General features: G+C 30.3%; 15 protein-coding genes and 1 tRNA gene. 9 read left to right on the top strand and 7 right to left on the bottom strand.

What is annotated here, in order from left to right:
• Positions 1-32 precede the first annotated feature (32 nt).
• The 3 genes from murA to ACJJVO_RS02960 all read right to left on the bottom strand — a co-directional run bounded on the left by murA (position 33) and on the right by ACJJVO_RS02960 (position 2,399).
• Positions 33-1,349 (bottom strand): UDP-N-acetylglucosamine 1-carboxyvinyltransferase, encoded by a 1,317-nt coding sequence (murA, locus tag ACJJVO_RS02970; RefSeq protein ID WP_405570247.1) that lies wholly within the window; start codon positions 1,347-1,349, stop codon positions 33-35.
• Positions 1,350-1,354: 5 nt separating this feature from the next.
• Entirely contained in the window at positions 1,355-2,014 is a 660-nt protein-coding gene (locus ACJJVO_RS02965) for a DUF4290 domain-containing protein (RefSeq protein ID WP_405570244.1), read from the bottom strand.
• Positions 2,015-2,105: 91 nt separating this feature from the next.
• Positions 2,106-2,399 carry a DUF493 family protein gene (locus ACJJVO_RS02960; RefSeq protein ID WP_405570242.1) on the bottom strand — a complete coding sequence of 98 codons (294 nt, stop codon included), beginning with the start codon at positions 2,397-2,399 and terminating at the stop codon, positions 2,106-2,108.
• A 91-nt stretch (positions 2,400-2,490) separates the two neighbouring features.
• Here ACJJVO_RS02960 and ACJJVO_RS02955 point away from each other — a divergent pair, with 91 nt between their 5' ends.
• The 5 genes from ACJJVO_RS02955 (at position 2,491) to ACJJVO_RS02935 (ending at position 7,182) form a co-directional block, all read left to right on the top strand.
• Positions 2,491-3,033, top strand: a complete 543-nt coding sequence (locus ACJJVO_RS02955) for an AAA family ATPase (RefSeq protein ID WP_405570239.1) — start codon at positions 2,491-2,493, stop codon at positions 3,031-3,033.
• Positions 3,033-4,928, top strand: a complete 1,896-nt coding sequence (locus tag ACJJVO_RS02950) for an ATP-dependent DNA helicase RecQ (protein WP_405570237.1) — start codon at positions 3,033-3,035, stop codon at positions 4,926-4,928. Before ACJJVO_RS02955 ends, ACJJVO_RS02950 begins: the two co-directional genes overlap by 1 nt.
• Positions 4,925-5,884, top strand: coding sequence for a methionyl-tRNA formyltransferase (gene fmt, locus ACJJVO_RS02945; protein ID WP_405570234.1), 960 nt, complete (start codon positions 4,925-4,927; stop codon positions 5,882-5,884). The genes ACJJVO_RS02950 and fmt overlap by 4 nt, the downstream gene beginning before the upstream one ends.
• 196 nt (positions 5,885-6,080) lie before the next feature.
• The gene (locus tag ACJJVO_RS02940) at positions 6,081-6,353 is read left to right on the top strand and encodes an HU family DNA-binding protein (RefSeq protein WP_020894395.1); all 273 of its coding nucleotides are present in this window, start codon (positions 6,081-6,083) and stop codon (positions 6,351-6,353) included.
• Between the two features lie 274 nt (positions 6,354-6,627).
• Positions 6,628-7,182, top strand: coding sequence for a YqgE/AlgH family protein (locus ACJJVO_RS02935; protein WP_405570232.1), 555 nt, complete (start codon positions 6,628-6,630; stop codon positions 7,180-7,182).
• Positions 7,183-7,282: 100 nt separating this feature from the next.
• Here the strand turns inward: ACJJVO_RS02935 and ACJJVO_RS02930 are convergent, their stop codons facing one another.
• Both ACJJVO_RS02930 and ACJJVO_RS02925 read right to left on the bottom strand, forming a co-directional pair.
• On the bottom strand, positions 7,283-8,134 hold the full coding sequence (locus ACJJVO_RS02930; RefSeq protein ID WP_405570229.1) for an aminotransferase class IV: 852 nt from the start codon (positions 8,132-8,134) through the stop codon (positions 7,283-7,285).
• 107 nt (positions 8,135-8,241) lie between these two features.
• Positions 8,242-8,634, bottom strand: coding sequence for an START-like domain-containing protein (locus ACJJVO_RS02925; RefSeq protein ID WP_115818099.1), 393 nt, complete (start codon positions 8,632-8,634; stop codon positions 8,242-8,244).
• 182 nt (positions 8,635-8,816) lie between these two features.
• Here ACJJVO_RS02925 and ACJJVO_RS02920 point away from each other — a divergent pair.
• The 4 genes from ACJJVO_RS02920 to ACJJVO_RS02905 all read left to right on the top strand — a co-directional run bounded on the left by ACJJVO_RS02920 (position 8,817) and on the right by ACJJVO_RS02905 (position 11,452).
• A tRNA-Met gene (locus ACJJVO_RS02920) sits at positions 8,817-8,890 on the top strand.
• A gap of 54 nt (positions 8,891-8,944) precedes the next feature.
• On the top strand, positions 8,945-10,327 hold the full coding sequence (locus ACJJVO_RS02915; RefSeq protein ID WP_405570226.1) for a tyrosine-type recombinase/integrase: 1,383 nt from the start codon (positions 8,945-8,947) through the stop codon (positions 10,325-10,327).
• Complete coding sequence (locus ACJJVO_RS02910) at positions 10,324-10,980, top strand: hypothetical protein (protein ID WP_405570223.1); 657 nt, start codon at positions 10,324-10,326, stop codon at positions 10,978-10,980. Before ACJJVO_RS02915 ends, ACJJVO_RS02910 begins: the two co-directional genes overlap by 4 nt.
• A 40-nt stretch (positions 10,981-11,020) precedes the next feature.
• Positions 11,021-11,452, top strand: coding sequence for a hypothetical protein (locus ACJJVO_RS02905; protein WP_405570221.1), 432 nt, complete (start codon positions 11,021-11,023; stop codon positions 11,450-11,452).
• A 98-nt stretch (positions 11,453-11,550) separates the two neighbouring features.
• Here the strand turns inward: ACJJVO_RS02905 and ACJJVO_RS02900 are convergent, their stop codons facing one another.
• Both ACJJVO_RS02900 and ACJJVO_RS02895 read right to left on the bottom strand, forming a co-directional pair.
• On the bottom strand, positions 11,551-13,662 hold the full coding sequence (locus ACJJVO_RS02900) for a DUF262 domain-containing protein (RefSeq protein ID WP_405570218.1): 2,112 nt from the start codon (positions 13,660-13,662) through the stop codon (positions 11,551-11,553).
• 11 nt (positions 13,663-13,673) lie between these two features.
• Complete coding sequence (locus ACJJVO_RS02895) at positions 13,674-15,506, bottom strand: DUF262 domain-containing protein (RefSeq protein WP_405570215.1); 1,833 nt, start codon at positions 15,504-15,506, stop codon at positions 13,674-13,676.
• Positions 15,507-15,517 lie beyond the last annotated feature (11 nt).

Here is a 15,517-nt window from a genome sequence, read left to right as displayed (position 1 = left end):
ATTGTTTCCAAAAATAAACCGGGTTTTCTTTTTTAATTTCCTTCTAATCGTTCAATTTTTGCACCAATAGCTCTTAAACGTTCTGCAATATTCTCATAACCTCTATCTATTTGTTCAATATTATGAATAATAGACGTTCCTTTTGCAGATAACGCAGCAATCAATAAAGATACACCTGCTCTAATATCTGGAGATGTCATGGTTGTTGCCTTTAATGTCGATTTAAAATCGTGACCAATAACGGTTGCTCTATGCGGATCACAAAGAATAATTTTAGCTCCCATATCAATCAATTTATCAACGAAGAACAAACGACTTTCAAACATTTTTTGATGTACTATTGCGCTTCCTCTGGCTTGAGTTAAAACGGTTAAAATTATACTCAGTAAATCTGGAGTAAATCCTGGCCAAGGTGCATCAGAAATAGTTAAAATAGAACCATCAATATAACTTTGTACTTCGTAACCATCAGTATGTGCAGGTATATGGATATCATCTCCTTGTCTTTCAACAGTGATTCCTATTTTTCTAAATACATTTGGTATTACACCCAAATCATCCCAACTTACATTGGTAATTGTTAATTCACTTTTAGTCATTGCTGCCAAACCAATCCAGCTACCAATCTCAATCATATCTGGTAACATTCTGTGATCTGTACCTCCAAGGGAATCCACACCTTCAATCACTAAAAGGTTAGAGCCAACACCAGAGATTTTTGCTCCCATGCGGTTTAACATCTTACATAATTGCTGTAAGTATGGTTCACAAGCAGCATTATAAATAGTAGTTGTTCCTTCTGCTAAAACGGCAGCCATAACAATATTAGCTGTTCCTGTAACCGAAGCTTCATCCAAAAGCATGTATGCGCCTTTTAGCTTTTTTGCTTCAACTCCATAAAATAAATCTTCTCTATTATAACGGAATTCTGCTCCTAGTTTTATAAAACCTTCAAAATGCGTATCTAAACGACGACGACCTATTTTGTCACCTCCAGGCTTAGGAATATATCCTTTACCAAAACGCGCTAATAAGGGACCTACAATCATTATAGATCCTCTAAGTCCTTTACCGTCTTCCTTAAATTCAGCAGATTCTAAATATTTTAAATTAACCTCGTCTGCCTTAAACGTATAACAACCTTTACCTAGTTTATTGATTTTAACACCCAACTTTTTTAATAGTTCGATGAGTTTATTAACATCAATAATATCTGGAATGTTGTCTATTTTTATTTCTTCTGCAGTTAAGAGCACTGCACATAAGATTTGTAAAGCTTCGTTTTTTGCTCCTTGAGGCTGAATTTTACCTTTTAATTGGTGACCTCCTTCAATTTTAAATGTACCCATACATTTTAGTAACGTTTTCTGTTATTGGAATATTTCTTCTTATTTGTGTTGTTGCTCTTTTTATTTGAATTGCTTTTACCTCCGTATTTAGATTTAGTACGCATCAAACTTGTAGCATCACTAAGATCTTCTTCAGTATTTTTTAGGTCTATTTTACCTCCCGAAAGTTCAAATAAATGATTGTAAATAACATCATCTTCAACAGTATCTTTATTCCAATTAAGGAAACACTTTTTCATGTGGTTAGCAATGGTGTAGGTTAAAGCTTCTTTTAGCTCACCATCTTCCCATCCTACAGCAACATCAATCATCGTCTTTATGTTATTACCATAAAAACGATATTTCGGAAAATTCTGAGGATATTTTAAAGGTTCTGGTCTTGCCTGAATTTCTTCTCTAGAAGGTTCACCATAAGGAGAATCTACGTCGATATTAAAATCAGCCATAATAAACAACTGATCCCATAATTTATGTTGAAAATCTGGAACATCTCTTAAATGAGGTTGCAAATTTCCCATTACCGAAATAATAGCTTTGGCTACTTTATTACGTTCTTCTTTTGTTTCGCGAGTCTTAGCATAATTAATCATCTTTTGTAGATGGCGTCCATATTCTGGAATTATTAAATGCTCGCGCTCTGTGTTGTATTCTAAATCGTCAATCAAAATTGTAAAATGTGTGTAGTATATAGTTTTAAACCTGAAGTCTCTAGGTTTTGTTGCAAAATACAAAAAATTATGAAGCCTAAAGGGAAATTTATAAGGAAATTACACCTTCTACATTTTCTGCAATACTTTTATATTTAGCAATGACTTCTTCTGGGTTTTTCATTCTTACATTAATAGAAACACTTGTGTATTTTCCATTCTTAGATTCTGTGGTTGTAATCACAGCACCTAAATTGTCAAAAAGCGCCTCAATATGATTAACTCCAGAGCCATCTGTAAGCACTATAAATTTATATAAATATTCCGTTGGCCAAAGCGCTGTATCGTATAATTGTACTTTAAGTTTTTCGTAAAATTCTTCTGTTTTTCCTGAATTATCCATGTTCATTTTTTTTCAGTTGCTAAGATACATTAACTTTAGATTTTTTGGTTTAATTTATTATCACGAATTTTACATCATAAACATTATCAATTTGAATCCAAAAAAAATCGTCATTGCAGGTGGTCCTGGCACTGGTAAAACTACCATCATTAATGAATTAAAGGCACGTGGTTATTTATGCTACGATGAAATTTCTAGGCAAATTACCTTGCAAGCCAGAAAAGATGGTATTGAACAACTTTTTTTAACTGAACCTTTATTGTTTAGTGAAAAACTTCTAGAAGGACGAACAAAACAATTTTCTGATGCAGCTAAAGAATCTGAGTCTATCGTTTTTTTAGACAGAGGTATACCAGATGTTGTTGCTTATATGGATTACATTGGAGATACTTATCCAGATCAGTTTGTAGAAGCCTGTGAAAATCATAAATATGATTATATCTTTGTTTTAGCACCTTGGCAAGAAATTTTTACAAGTGATAGCGAACGCTACGAAAACTTTGAAGAAGCCATTGAAATTCACCACCATTTAATGCAAAGTTATATTCGTTTTGGTTATCTTTTAATAGATGTTCCCTTCGGAAGTGTTAAATCTAGAGCTGATTTTATTCTAGAGTCCTTAAATTTGCAGTAATGCATCCTATAGAAGTTTTAGAACGGTATTGGCAGCACACGTCTTTTAGACCGTTACAAGAAGAGATTATCACTTCGGTTTTAAACCAAGAAGATACCTTTGCCTTGTTACCAACTGGAGGTGGAAAATCGGTTTGTTTTCAAATTCCGGCTTTAATACAAGATGGTATTTGTATTGTTGTTTCTCCTTTAATTGCTTTGATGAAAGACCAAGTGAATACCTTAAAAGAAAAAGGTATTAAGGCCATTGCCCTGACTTCTGGTATGTCTTACAAGGATTTAGACACACAATTAGACAACTGCATTTATGGTAATTATAAGTTTCTATACCTATCACCTGAGCGCTTACAGCAAACATTAGTACAAGAGCGCATTCAACAAATGAAAGTAAATTTAATTGCCGTTGATGAAGCGCATTGTATAAGTCAATGGGGAAATGATTTTAGACCTGCATATAAAAATATTACCATATTACGGCAAATGCATCCTCATGTTAGTTGCATTGCTTTAACAGCAACAGCAAAACATAACGTAGTAGATGATATTGTTGAAAATTTAGATTTCATAAATCCTAAAATATTTAAAGCTTCATTTGCTAGACCAAATATTGCTTATAATGTAATCCATACAGACGATAAATTATTTCAATTAGAACTATTATTAAAAAAATACCAAGGGTCATCTATTGTATATGTGAGAAATAGAAGAGCAACTACAGACATTCATAACTTTCTTAAAGCAAAAGGGTTTTCTTCAAGTTTTTATCATGGAGGCATTACCAATAAAGAAAAGCAAGAACGCTTATACCAATGGTCTAACGGACAAGTAGATATTATGGTTGCAACTACAGCTTTTGGAATGGGAATTGATAAGGCTAATGTAAAAAACGTTATTCATTTTAATTTACCAGAAAGTTTAGAAAGTTATTACCAAGAAGCAGGCAGAGCTGGAAGAGATGGAGAATTGGCACATGCTATAATTTTAAAACAGCATATCGATGAAAACCATTTACGTAGTCAGTTTTTAAATACGTTACCTTCGGTAGCCTTTGTAAAAACAGTTTATAATAAGTTGTGCAATTATTTTCAGGTGTCTTATGGAGAAGGAGAAAACACGTTGCATCAATTCGATTTTAAATCGTTTTGTAACCAATATAAATTAAGTGCAAGTATCACCTATAATGCATTATTGTTATTAGACCGAAATGCAATTATTACATTAACGCAACTTTTTAATTTTAGAACAAAAATTCAATTTGTAACCACAAATGCTGTTTTGTTTAAATATTTAGAAACGCATCTAGATTTAAATATTTTAGTTAAAGTGCTTTTAAGGACCTATGGTGGCATTTTTGATTATGAAACGAAAGTTAACCTCAGTTTAGTAATTAAGAAGTCTAATCTATCCGAAAAACAAGTTATAGCGCAGTTACAGCGTTTAGAAAAAGACGAAGTCATTAGTTTACAAATGGCAAACACAGATTCTGAAATTACGTTTTTAAAACCACGTGAAGATGATATTACCATAAACCCTATTGCTAAAACCATAGAGCAGCAACATACTTTAAAACATCAACAAATTGAATCTGTTTTGAGTTATATACAGAATGATTCTGTTTGTAGAAGTCAGCAACTCCTACTCTATTTTGGAGAAACATCTAAGCAACCTTGTGGTTTATGTTCGGTTTGTGTAGCTAAAGCTTCTAATTTAGATAACACATCAAATGAAGCCATATCGCTTCAAATTATAAAAATTCTAGAAACTGAAGCCTTGTCATCGAGACAATTATTGCTTCAAATAAAATGTTCTGAAACAGTTTTTTTAGATAGCCTTTCAGAATTAATAGCACTCAAAAAAATAAAATTAACACCAACTAATACTTACACACTTACATGACTAAAAAACGTGAATTACACATTGTTTTTATGGGCACACCAGATTTTGCCGTTGCCACTTTAAAATCTCTTATTGACCATGATTATAATGTGGTTGGTGTCATTACAGCACCAGATAGACCTGCTGGTCGTGGACAAAAACTAAGAGCTTCTGCTGTTAAAGAATTCGCATTAGAGCAAAATTTAAATATTCTGCAGCCCACTAACTTAAAAGCAGAATCTTTTATAGAAGAATTAAAGGCACTAAATGCCAATTTGCAAATTATTGTAGCGTTTAGAATGTTACCAAAAGTAGTATGGCAAATGCCTGAGTATGGTACATTTAATCTCCATGCATCTTTACTACCGCAATATAGAGGTGCGGCACCAATCCATTGGGCTATTATTAATGGTGAAACTAAAACGGGAGTGACCACATTTTTTATAGATGAAAAAATTGATACAGGAGCCATCATTAAAAGTGAAGAAACTGCTATAGGAAATAAAACAACAGTTGGTGAATTACATGATGATTTAATGACTATAGGAAGTGCCTTAGTTATTAAAACAGTAGAACAAATTGAAAGTGATACTATTGAAACTAAAATTCAGCCACAAACCGAAGATTTAAAAACAGCTTATAAGCTGAATAGAGATAATTGTAAAATAGATTGGACACAGCCTATTGATACAATATATAATAAGATTAGAGGCTTAAACCCGTTTCCTACAGCTTGGTGTTATTTAGATAATAATGAAAATAAGCCTTTATCTGTAAAAATTTATGGTGTAGAGAAAGTAGAAGAACATCATACTATTGAAACAGGAAAACTAATTGCAACGAAGGATGAGTTAAAGGTCGCATGCCAAGGAGGTTACATCAATTTAATGGAAATTCAACTACCAGGAAAGCGAAAAATGGATGTAAAATCACTATTGAATGGGTTTAATTTTTCTGAATCTGCTAAACTGCTCTAAACCCTTATTATCATTGGTTTTACAAAAAACCCGATGAAATGCATAACCTTTATTAACAAATGTTAGAAGTTATTAACAAAAAGCCGTATTTCCCTTGCTATTCCTTGTATAGCTTAATATTCCTAATAATTTTGTCTAAGGATTTTAATAACAATAATTTTAAAACCGATTTTTTAACAATTAAAAATTAATATTTATGAACAAAACAGATTTAATCAACGGAATGGCAGAGAATGCTGGAATTACTAAAGCAGCAGCAAAAAAAGCATTAGACTCTTTATTAGTTGATATCGAAGGATCTTTACAAAAAGGGAATAGAGTATCTTTAGTAGGATTTGGTTCTTGGTCAGTTTCTAAAAGAGCTGCAAGAGATGGAAGAAACCCACAGACTGGTAAAACTATCAAAATCAAAGCTAAAAATGTAGTAAAATTTAAGGCAGGTTCTGACTTAAGTAGCGCTGTAAACTAAGACAGTTTTTATTTAAAAATACATAAGTCTGCTCATTGAGCAGGCTTTTTTTTTGCTTTAATGTAATGCGCTTCTTTCTCTGATTATTATAATCCAAGTTATAATATATTTTGAAATAAGAAAACAAATGCTTCAAAGTGATTGAAATTCTCAACCTAAAATGAGAACCTAAATTAAATTATAAAGAAAATTATATTGCACAATAAATTAGAATTAGTTGTTTTTTTAACAAAAAAAACATAGATTTAGTAATCTTTAAAACAGAAAAACCAAAATGAACAAACCCGAAAAAGGCAATTTACTAATTGCTGAGCCATCTATTATCGGAGATCTTTCATTTAATCGTGCTGTGATTCTTTTAGCAGATCATAACGCGCTCGGTTCGGTTGGTTTTATATTAAATAAACCCTTAGATTATAATCTTAAAGATCTTATTGAAGGAACCGACTCTGAATTTCCTGTATATAATGGTGGACCTGTAGAGCAAGACAACCTCTACTTTATTCATAAATCACCAGAACTGATACCTAATAGTGTAGAAATATCTAATGGTATATTTTGGGGAGGTGATTTTGGCGTGGTGATTAACCTAATAAATGATGGCGAGATTTCCGCACAAGATATTCGTTTCTTTTTAGGATATTCTGGTTGGAACGAACAGCAATTAGATAACGAACTACAATCTAATGCTTGGTTAGTTTCCGAAAACATATACAATAAAGAGATTATATCTAAATCTTGTGTTTCCTTTTGGCGAGAAAAAATGCTAGAACTTGGTGGCGACTATAGCATATGGTCTAATGCACCTGAGAATCCTAGTTATAATTAGACAAAACACTTCTTAAGGTTTAAAACTTATAACTACAAATTTCACCAACTTAATCACATTGTTACAAAAAGCATCTAGGCACTAATACATAAACATTATGCTATACCAACCTCAACTTAGCATTGAGTTTAGCAACAAGACTTTGTGCAAACTCACTCTCATAGGTTTTTTTACGATACTTGGTAATAGGGACAATGCCTTTAATAACATTTGTCACAAACAATTCATCTGCCTTTTGAAGTTCAAACGGACTTATAGAAGCTTCTTCTACAATGACATTAACATCTTTTGCTAATAATTCTAAGATTTGCTTTCGCATCACACCTTTAAGACAGCCATCTTCTAATGGTGGTGTTTTTATTGTATCACCTTTCACTACAAACAAATTACCGTTTAAGGCTTCAATGACACTTTTATTGGTATTTAAAACTAAGCAATTATCGAAGTCATTTTCCTTGGCGTAAATGCTTCCAATAACTTGAATGGCTTTATTGTTGGATTTTAATCCTGATAATAATCCTGGTGCAACAAAATAATCTTTATATAAATCTACAATGTAACTGTTATCGCTATCAATGCTGTAAAATGGATCATTATGTGGCTCTACACTAATATTAAAATGAACTAGCGCTTCTTTACTAGGAGCATATTTGCCACCTTCTCCTCTATCTACATTCAATCTTACACGTGCGGAAGCGTTTAACAAGACATTAGCCTCGAGTGTTTTTAAAATTTCAGATTCTAGAAATTCCATAGTAAAGTTCATCGGAATATCCATTCTAAGAATACGCATTGAGGACATTAATCTAAAATAGTGATCTTCCCAAAAGAAGATTTTACCATTAACGACCTTTAAGGTTTCAAAAAGGGCATCACCATATTTGTAACCTCTATTATTAACTGTGAGTTTTGAATCTGTTTGCGAGAGCAGTGTACCGTTAAAATTTATCATAAAAAAAGTCTCGATTTAGTTTTAAAATTAAATCGAGACAAATATATAATAGAATATCTTTTTATACCATTTATTAGCTCAATTAAACCAATAATAGCATTTAGATTTTATGCTGATCCTAGCACTTGCTTAAGACTAGAAATTTGGTTGGTCCAAAGCATTTTACCTTCTTCAACCTCATCATCTTCAGCAAAATCTGTAATCATTAAAGACACATCTTTTGTAATTTCATCAACTTGTATACGAATTTCAAAATAGCAAGTAGAACCATCTTCGTCATCGCTTAACCAACGAAACTTAATACGTTCACCACTTTTTTTACTTAATAATTTTGCCTGCTCTTCTGAACCGTCCCAAATGAAAGTGAATAGTTCTCCACGAGAGTTAACGTTATCTGCAAACCACTCTGACAAGCCAGAAGGTGTTGATATGTAAGTATATAGTAGTGCTGGTGATGCTTGGATCACAAACTCCATTTCAAATTTTTCTTTATCGTCCATAATTGTTAATATTATTTGCTCAATATATACATTTTATGGCTCAGATTTAAAGATTAAATTAAAATTATTTTTTTTAGTTTTTATTGTTTGCTGTCGTAGAAAATGTTTTTATATTTGCAGCCGCAATTACGTGTATGTTCAGATTGCTTATTTGAACTTCTATATTATAAATTGCGAATTATGGCGAGGTAGCTCAGTTGGTTAGAGCGTTGGATTCATAACCCAGAGGTCACGAGTTCAAATCTCGTTCTCGCTACACATCTTAATTGGTTGCAAATAAACGGTTTAGTTCACTCTAAACCGTTTTTTTATGCTTACAATTAATGAATTCCTTACCTTTGAACACGATTTGGAACACGATTTAGAACACGATTTGGCACACAAAAGAGATTTTTCACCACCTAAAATTTACACCGCAAATGGTGATATATCTAAGCGCTGGTATGTGTATTTCTCATTCAGAGATCCTAAGACAAATAAGCTCAAACGTCAAAAAAATATCTATGGCAATGCTAATACCTTTAAAAATAAAGAAGACCGTTTAGCCCTATTAACACGTTATCGTAGAAGACTTTTAAAATTACTTCAACAAGGTTTTAATCCATATATCAATAACACTGAACTTTATAAAACTAAAATTTTAAAAAGCCAATCCGCTAATCTAAATAATATACTAAAACCTAATAATGAGACTCGAGTTGAGGATCAAACTATAACTCGTTTACAGAACATAATACAGAACACGAAGCCGAACACGGAAAGCTCAAAACCGAAAACCGAACCTATTGAGGAAAAAGGGATGACTTTGCGTGAAGCTTTTGATTATAGCTTAAAGTTAAAAGAGAATCAAATTAGCCCAAGATCCCTAAAAGACTATGAATATACGACAAATGCATTAGTGAAATGGGTAGCAAAAAATTGTCCTGATATAAAGACGATTAACCAATTTGATAAAAAAATAGCTTCAAACTTTTTGAATTCTATTTTAATGGCTACGAGTTCACGCAATAGAAACAATTACAGACTTAATTTAAGTAGTTTGTGTCAAGTGTTAGAGAACAATGATATTATTCCATCTAATCCTCTAAAAAAAATAGATGCGTTACGTAGCATTCCTAAACGAAATAAATCATATACCTCGTCAGAACACAAGAAAATATTTGAATACTTAAAGAAAGAAGACCCTTTACTTCTACTCTACATTAAGTTTATTAGTTATAATTTTCTAAGACCTGTTGAAGTGTGTCGTTTAAAAATAAAGGATATAAATATTGAAGATCAAACCCTTCAATTTAAAGCGAAAAATAGTCCTTTAAAAACAAAATTGATTCCTCAAAAAATAATTAATGAATTACCTGATTTGTCTAAATTAGATCCTGAATTCAGTTTATTTACGCCAATAAAAATTGGAGGTGAATGGGCAACTAGTGAAACCAATAAGACTAATTATTTTTCTAAACGCTACAAAACAGTTGTAAAAGAACACTTTAAATTAGATAAGGATCAAACGCTTTATAGCTTTAGGCACACATTTATATCCATATTATACCATGCGTTACTGAAAGGCTCATCACAATTTGCTGCCAAAAGTGAACTTATGGAAATCACTGGTCATACTACTATGACTGCATTAGACAAGTATTTAAGAGGGATTGATGCTAAATTACCTGATGATTATTCAGACTTATTATGAGCCTAACTAACGACATATTAGAATTAAGTACCCAAATATTACGTCCTATTATTTTTTATATTTCTCAAGAAACGTTAAAAGATTTAGAAACGGAACATACAGAAATACTAGAGAAAATAGAATTCACAAATTCATTAATACTCCTTGATATTAATGGAGACCCGCATTTCTTTGAAGATAAAATTGAACAAATAGAACTTCTAAAAAAAGAAAAAGTACTAAAATCGAATACATTAAAACTTATTGAATTTAAGGCAAAATATGATATTGAAACCTTTAAATATCATTTTGAAGAATACATCAAAGATTTAGAAGCTTGGATAGAAGTCTCAGATTATATTAGATTAAATGCAAAAACCGAAGCTAGAAATTATTTTAAGGAGATTCAACTTTACCTTCAATTGCAATACGACAATTTAAAACAACATCATACCGAGCTAAAACAGCGCTTTGCAAACGTAATATTTAAACCATTACAAACAGAAGTACTCGTAAAAACCAATATAAATGTCCCTAAGTTTCAATCTTCAGAAAAACCTAAAAAAGGAAAAAAGAAACGGATATTACCTAATGACAATGAAATTGATAATTTCTTGTTTGAAAGCGTTTTCGGTTTAGATTTATTGAAAATAAACAATAAAAAAACGAAATAAACCGTAATTTTACGTCAAACAAACGTTTATTTGACGCAAAATGAAAAATCTAAAATTTTACACTTGCGAGTATTGTTATAAGGAATTTGAGCCAAAACGGAGACGTGTGCAGAGATATTGTAGCAATACTTGTCGATCTAAGGCTTATCATGCTCGAAAAACAAACACTCTAACGACATCAAAATCAGAAGACATTGCTATCACTAATAACGACAACAGTTCGCAGAAAGAAACGATGTCTTTAGCAGGTATTGGGAATGCAACAGCAGGAACATTAGCTGCTGATGCTATAAAGTCTTTACTTACCAAAGAATCAAATAAACCTGCTACTAAAGGAGATCTTACTCAACTCTTAGAAAAATTGAATGGCAGATATCATTTGGTTAAAAACATGAATCCAAATATTAAAGGTGAATATCCTTATTTTGATATGGTTGAGGGTAATGTTGTTTATTCACCATACAATAACTAGACAAAAAAACACCTGTTTTTAGTATTAGATACTATTTAACTTCCAAAAAAAGAAAGATTAAACCCACTTTTAAATATGATAAAAAAAAAAAACAGAATTCAATTCTGTGCCCAATCAACCAACTTATTAAATGAATTTCTCATATTCCCTATCCCTAAAATTTCAACATCTAAAGTGTTTTTTTTATGAATTCCCAAATTATATCTAAACTGCGCATCATATGTTTGAAAAATTGGATTCACTTCATTAAACCACCTGCATTTTTCAATTCCTTTTGAAAAAAGAGATTTATAGCCTTTTTCTTTGGCTAACCAACCAAAATTAAAACCATTTTTAAAGAAAGAACGATAGTTATTATTATATAAGTGTTTGTTTATTATGTAATACAAATATAACTGTGTTTTTACATCCCTTATTTCTTCGAATACATCATACTTTTTAAGTAGTTGAAAAATAAATTCCTTTTCTAGTTTTATTAGGTACTCATCCAAAACTAGGTTACTTTTCAATAACATATAATCTTTTGCGAAAAGAATAATAGCAGCACATTTATCATAATTTTTATCATAGACCAACCTAGATTCATTTGTTTGGGTATAAAGACTAGACGTAATTAGATTACCCCAAACTAAGTTAAAATCATCTTTAGAGATCTCTTTATAAGTTATTAATGTATTTTTAAATTCTTTAAAATTAAAACGTTCTATATCTAAATCCTCAAACTCTAATTTTTCATACTCTTTTTCATTTATTGAAAAATTACTAAATATTAAACTTGAAATATTGCCTTTAAAGTTTTTATTATTTTCTGCCTCTAAAACGATTTTCTTTTCTGTAGAATATTTTAGAATAAGAGCAGCTTTAAATACCTCTTCTTTTCTTTGTGGAACATAAAAACCATCTAAAGAATCTGAAAAATTCTCAATTAATAAAGCTTCATAAATGTTATTACTTACAATCATACTCTCTACGGAATTAATAAGTTTAGACCACTCACGACGAGAATTATCATTTGTATTACTAATTAAATTTCTAAGAACCCTTATAAAGTCATAAAAGTCATCTGATGATTTATCCTGATAAAAATACGAGATACTTGAAAATAAAATAAAGAAATCATTAATGTCAGGTTTCCCATTAATCACTTTAATAAGAACATCTTGTAATGTTGAATTTACTTCCCAAAGAATATCAACTTTATTATGATTCTCTTTAACTTCCTTAATAAAATCTAGAGCAAAAATCAAAAACTTTAAATTATACTCTTTAGAATAAATCAATTTCAACAAATGAAAGTCTAAGAAATCAGATTTGTATTTAGCTGATGATCTAAATTCTGCTTGCTTAAAATATAACATTTCCGTAATGAAGCTTAAGTACTTCATAAAAGGCATATCCACTACATAAACATCCTGTTCTTTAAAATCCCATAAGTTTTCTACCCAATCATATTCAATTTTTTCTTTTACGATATTTAAAAGGGAATGATTCTTATTTATAATCTTATAGAATTCTGATTTAAAATTTTCAAACTCAGTTAACATTTTACCTCTAGCATTCATTCTAATGTATAAGTTTTCTGTCAACCCAAATTTTTCTAGAGGAATAAAGTAAAATGAAATTAATTGATTATCTTGATTTATTAGAGAGTTTAGCAATTGCTTCTTAGAAGATATTAACTGTTCATTTTTAGCAAAAGTATCTAGCATATTTAACATACCTGAAACTGTAGGGTCATTCTTCCACTCCTCATTATACCATTCAGAATCAATTATTTCAAATTTAATATTCTTTAAATCTTTAACATCAAACATCCTAATTAATTTCGTGCAAAAATCATGTGCAGAAGGTCTTGTTTCGTAGGTAAATTTGTTTAATACATGTCTAATCTCATTTATTTTTTTTTCTTTTAATGCTATAAAAAAATGTAATAAAAACAATGTAGTTAGTCTCTGCTGTCCGTCTAGGGGTATAAAAATATCCTTGTTTTCTCCATCTTTATTTTCTGATAAAATCGAGCCATAAACAAAATCTAATTCCACCTTTTCCCCATTTAACAAAGAGGTAATTAAAAATTCATTTATAAATTTATTCCTTACCCTAATCACCTCTGGAGTGTTTCTTCCTTGAGCGTAATCTCTTTGAATAATTGGAACTTCGATTTTATCATATATATTACATAAGGTCCAAAATGTATGTTTATTACTCATTGAATGTATTGTTAATTTAAATAGTCACTAATAACCTCTTTGATATTGTTAAAGTAACTTTCTTTATCTGATTTACTCCAGTAAAATGGTTGTTGATCGGAATTACTGTAAAACTTTAAGAACATATTTCTTGTGCATATTGGAACATACCTACCCCCTTTCTCCAATTGAATAATTTTATTCCTTTTAACAGGAAAGATTGAATTATTTAAAGTAGAATTATCTATTTTTGATAGTAGAGCTAAATTGTCTAATTCATGAACAGACTCAGATTCAAAAACCATGATTAACTCATCCTTTAATAGATTAAATGATTCTATATCAATATTTTTAGATTGAATTAGTTTTTTTAACTGTGGTTTTATACTAATATCAAGGTCTATAACTTCTGTAATGGGATTTTTAGGATTTTGGCTATAATTGACTTTTTCAATAATTGAAATGTTATCTATTGCTTTATAACTTTCATTTAACCAAAACCGAATTGCTTTCTCATCCTTCATTAGTTGAGATTGTTGCGCGTGAATATGCTCTATACTCCAACCAGAATCATTCTTAATTTCTTTATATAAATGAAAAGGAAACTTTTGATTTTGAGAGCTATTAAGTTTTTCTGTGGTTAAAACATTATGAAGCAGAAAGATTTTAAGAATATCAGGATTATTTTTATTATAATTTAAGTCTTCTAGATTAATACCTACTAAACTTTCTTTTACTTTTTTTATCACCCAAATTTTAAAATCAGATTTTGAACAATTAGAGTTATTAAGAATATTTTTTAGAGTGTTTTCACTATTACTAGATACAGATAGTAAATAACCAATAAAATGGTACAATGAATTATCATTATACCAATATTTTATTTTATTGTAGAAATCTTTGGTTTTACTCCATAATGCAATAGCATTAGCTCTTTCTTCATTTTCATTATTATCTGATCTAATCTGTTTTTCAAACCACATATAAGTTGAATATTTCTTAGTGCTATCCTTAGCACTAGCTTTTGCCATCAAACTAAATATTTGCTCTATAGCTGATGAAATATTATCTTTTGATTTGTTATTAATAAAATACCAAAGCTCATCTGTTCTTAAATCCGTTTCTATCTGATGCCATTCATTAGATATTTCTGCTTGTCTCATTATTGACTCTCTTTCAGACAAACCAAATTTAATTTTAGATAATAATAAAGCTCTTATTAATTCTGCATCTGTTAAAGGTATTTTACCAATGTTTAGTCTATTAAAAATATCAATTTTCTTGTTTTCAATTTCATCAATGGAATCGTTATTTTCAGAAAAAACTAACTCTTTCACTTCATACCAAATAACCTGAACTTTTTTGGTAATACTCGAATAAAAATCATCAATATAACCAACATCATTTCTCGTCTTTATTTCAAACCATTCTTTAACAACTCTATAAGCCTCACTTATAAAATGAAAATCTGGATTATCATGATTATATGTATTGTGATTTAAATTCTTTAAAAAAGAAGTACTCTTATTTCTTTGACCAAAAACTACTGAATATCTTGGTTTATTCAAATATTGAAAAATTATATACATGGTAATTAATCGTTGTTGACCATCTATCACCTCCCATATATTGTAACCTTCTTCATCTTTATTTGAAACTACTACAATAGGTTGTAAACAATAGTTTTCTTCTTTGGATTGAATAAAATTATGAATATCATCTAATAATGCCTGAACATTTTCAATATCCCATCGATACCCTCTTTGATAATATGGAATTAAATAGTGCTCAAATCTCGACTCTCTATCTGCTGTATTTTCGTTTAAAATTACTTTTCCTATAGATTTTGTTTCAATTAGATTCATAACTTTATTTC

Source organism: Winogradskyella sp. Asnod2-B02-A (genome assembly GCF_045063645.1).
Lineage (GTDB): Bacteria > Bacteroidota > Bacteroidia > Flavobacteriales > Flavobacteriaceae > Winogradskyella.
This window is presented reverse-complemented; position numbering and strand designations above follow the sequence as displayed.

Coding starts and splice junctions, on each gene's coding strand:
- murA (WP_405570247.1), bottom strand. CDS start 1,349: ATGGGTACATTTAAAATTGAAGGAGGTCACCAATTAAAAGGTAAAATT.
- ACJJVO_RS02960 (WP_405570242.1), bottom strand. CDS start 2,399: ATGGATAATTCAGGAAAAACAGAAGAATTTTACGAAAAACTTAAAGTA.
- ACJJVO_RS02950 (WP_405570237.1), top strand. CDS start 3,033: ATGCATCCTATAGAAGTTTTAGAACGGTATTGGCAGCACACGTCTTTT.
- fmt (WP_405570234.1), top strand. CDS start 4,925: ATGACTAAAAAACGTGAATTACACATTGTTTTTATGGGCACACCAGAT.
- ACJJVO_RS02940 (WP_020894395.1), top strand. CDS start 6,081: ATGAACAAAACAGATTTAATCAACGGAATGGCAGAGAATGCTGGAATT.
- ACJJVO_RS02935 (WP_405570232.1), top strand. CDS start 6,628: ATGAACAAACCCGAAAAAGGCAATTTACTAATTGCTGAGCCATCTATT.
- ACJJVO_RS02930 (WP_405570229.1), bottom strand. CDS start 8,134: ATGATAAATTTTAACGGTACACTGCTCTCGCAAACAGATTCAAAACTC.
- ACJJVO_RS02925 (WP_115818099.1), bottom strand. CDS start 8,634: ATGGACGATAAAGAAAAATTTGAAATGGAGTTTGTGATCCAAGCATCA.
- ACJJVO_RS02915 (WP_405570226.1), top strand. CDS start 8,945: ATGCTTACAATTAATGAATTCCTTACCTTTGAACACGATTTGGAACAC.
- ACJJVO_RS02910 (WP_405570223.1), top strand. CDS start 10,324: ATGAGCCTAACTAACGACATATTAGAATTAAGTACCCAAATATTACGT.
- ACJJVO_RS02905 (WP_405570221.1), top strand. CDS start 11,021: ATGAAAAATCTAAAATTTTACACTTGCGAGTATTGTTATAAGGAATTT.
- ACJJVO_RS02900 (WP_405570218.1), bottom strand. CDS start 13,662: ATGAGTAATAAACATACATTTTGGACCTTATGTAATATATATGATAAA.
- ACJJVO_RS02895 (WP_405570215.1), bottom strand. CDS start 15,506: ATGAATCTAATTGAAACAAAATCTATAGGAAAAGTAATTTTAAACGAA.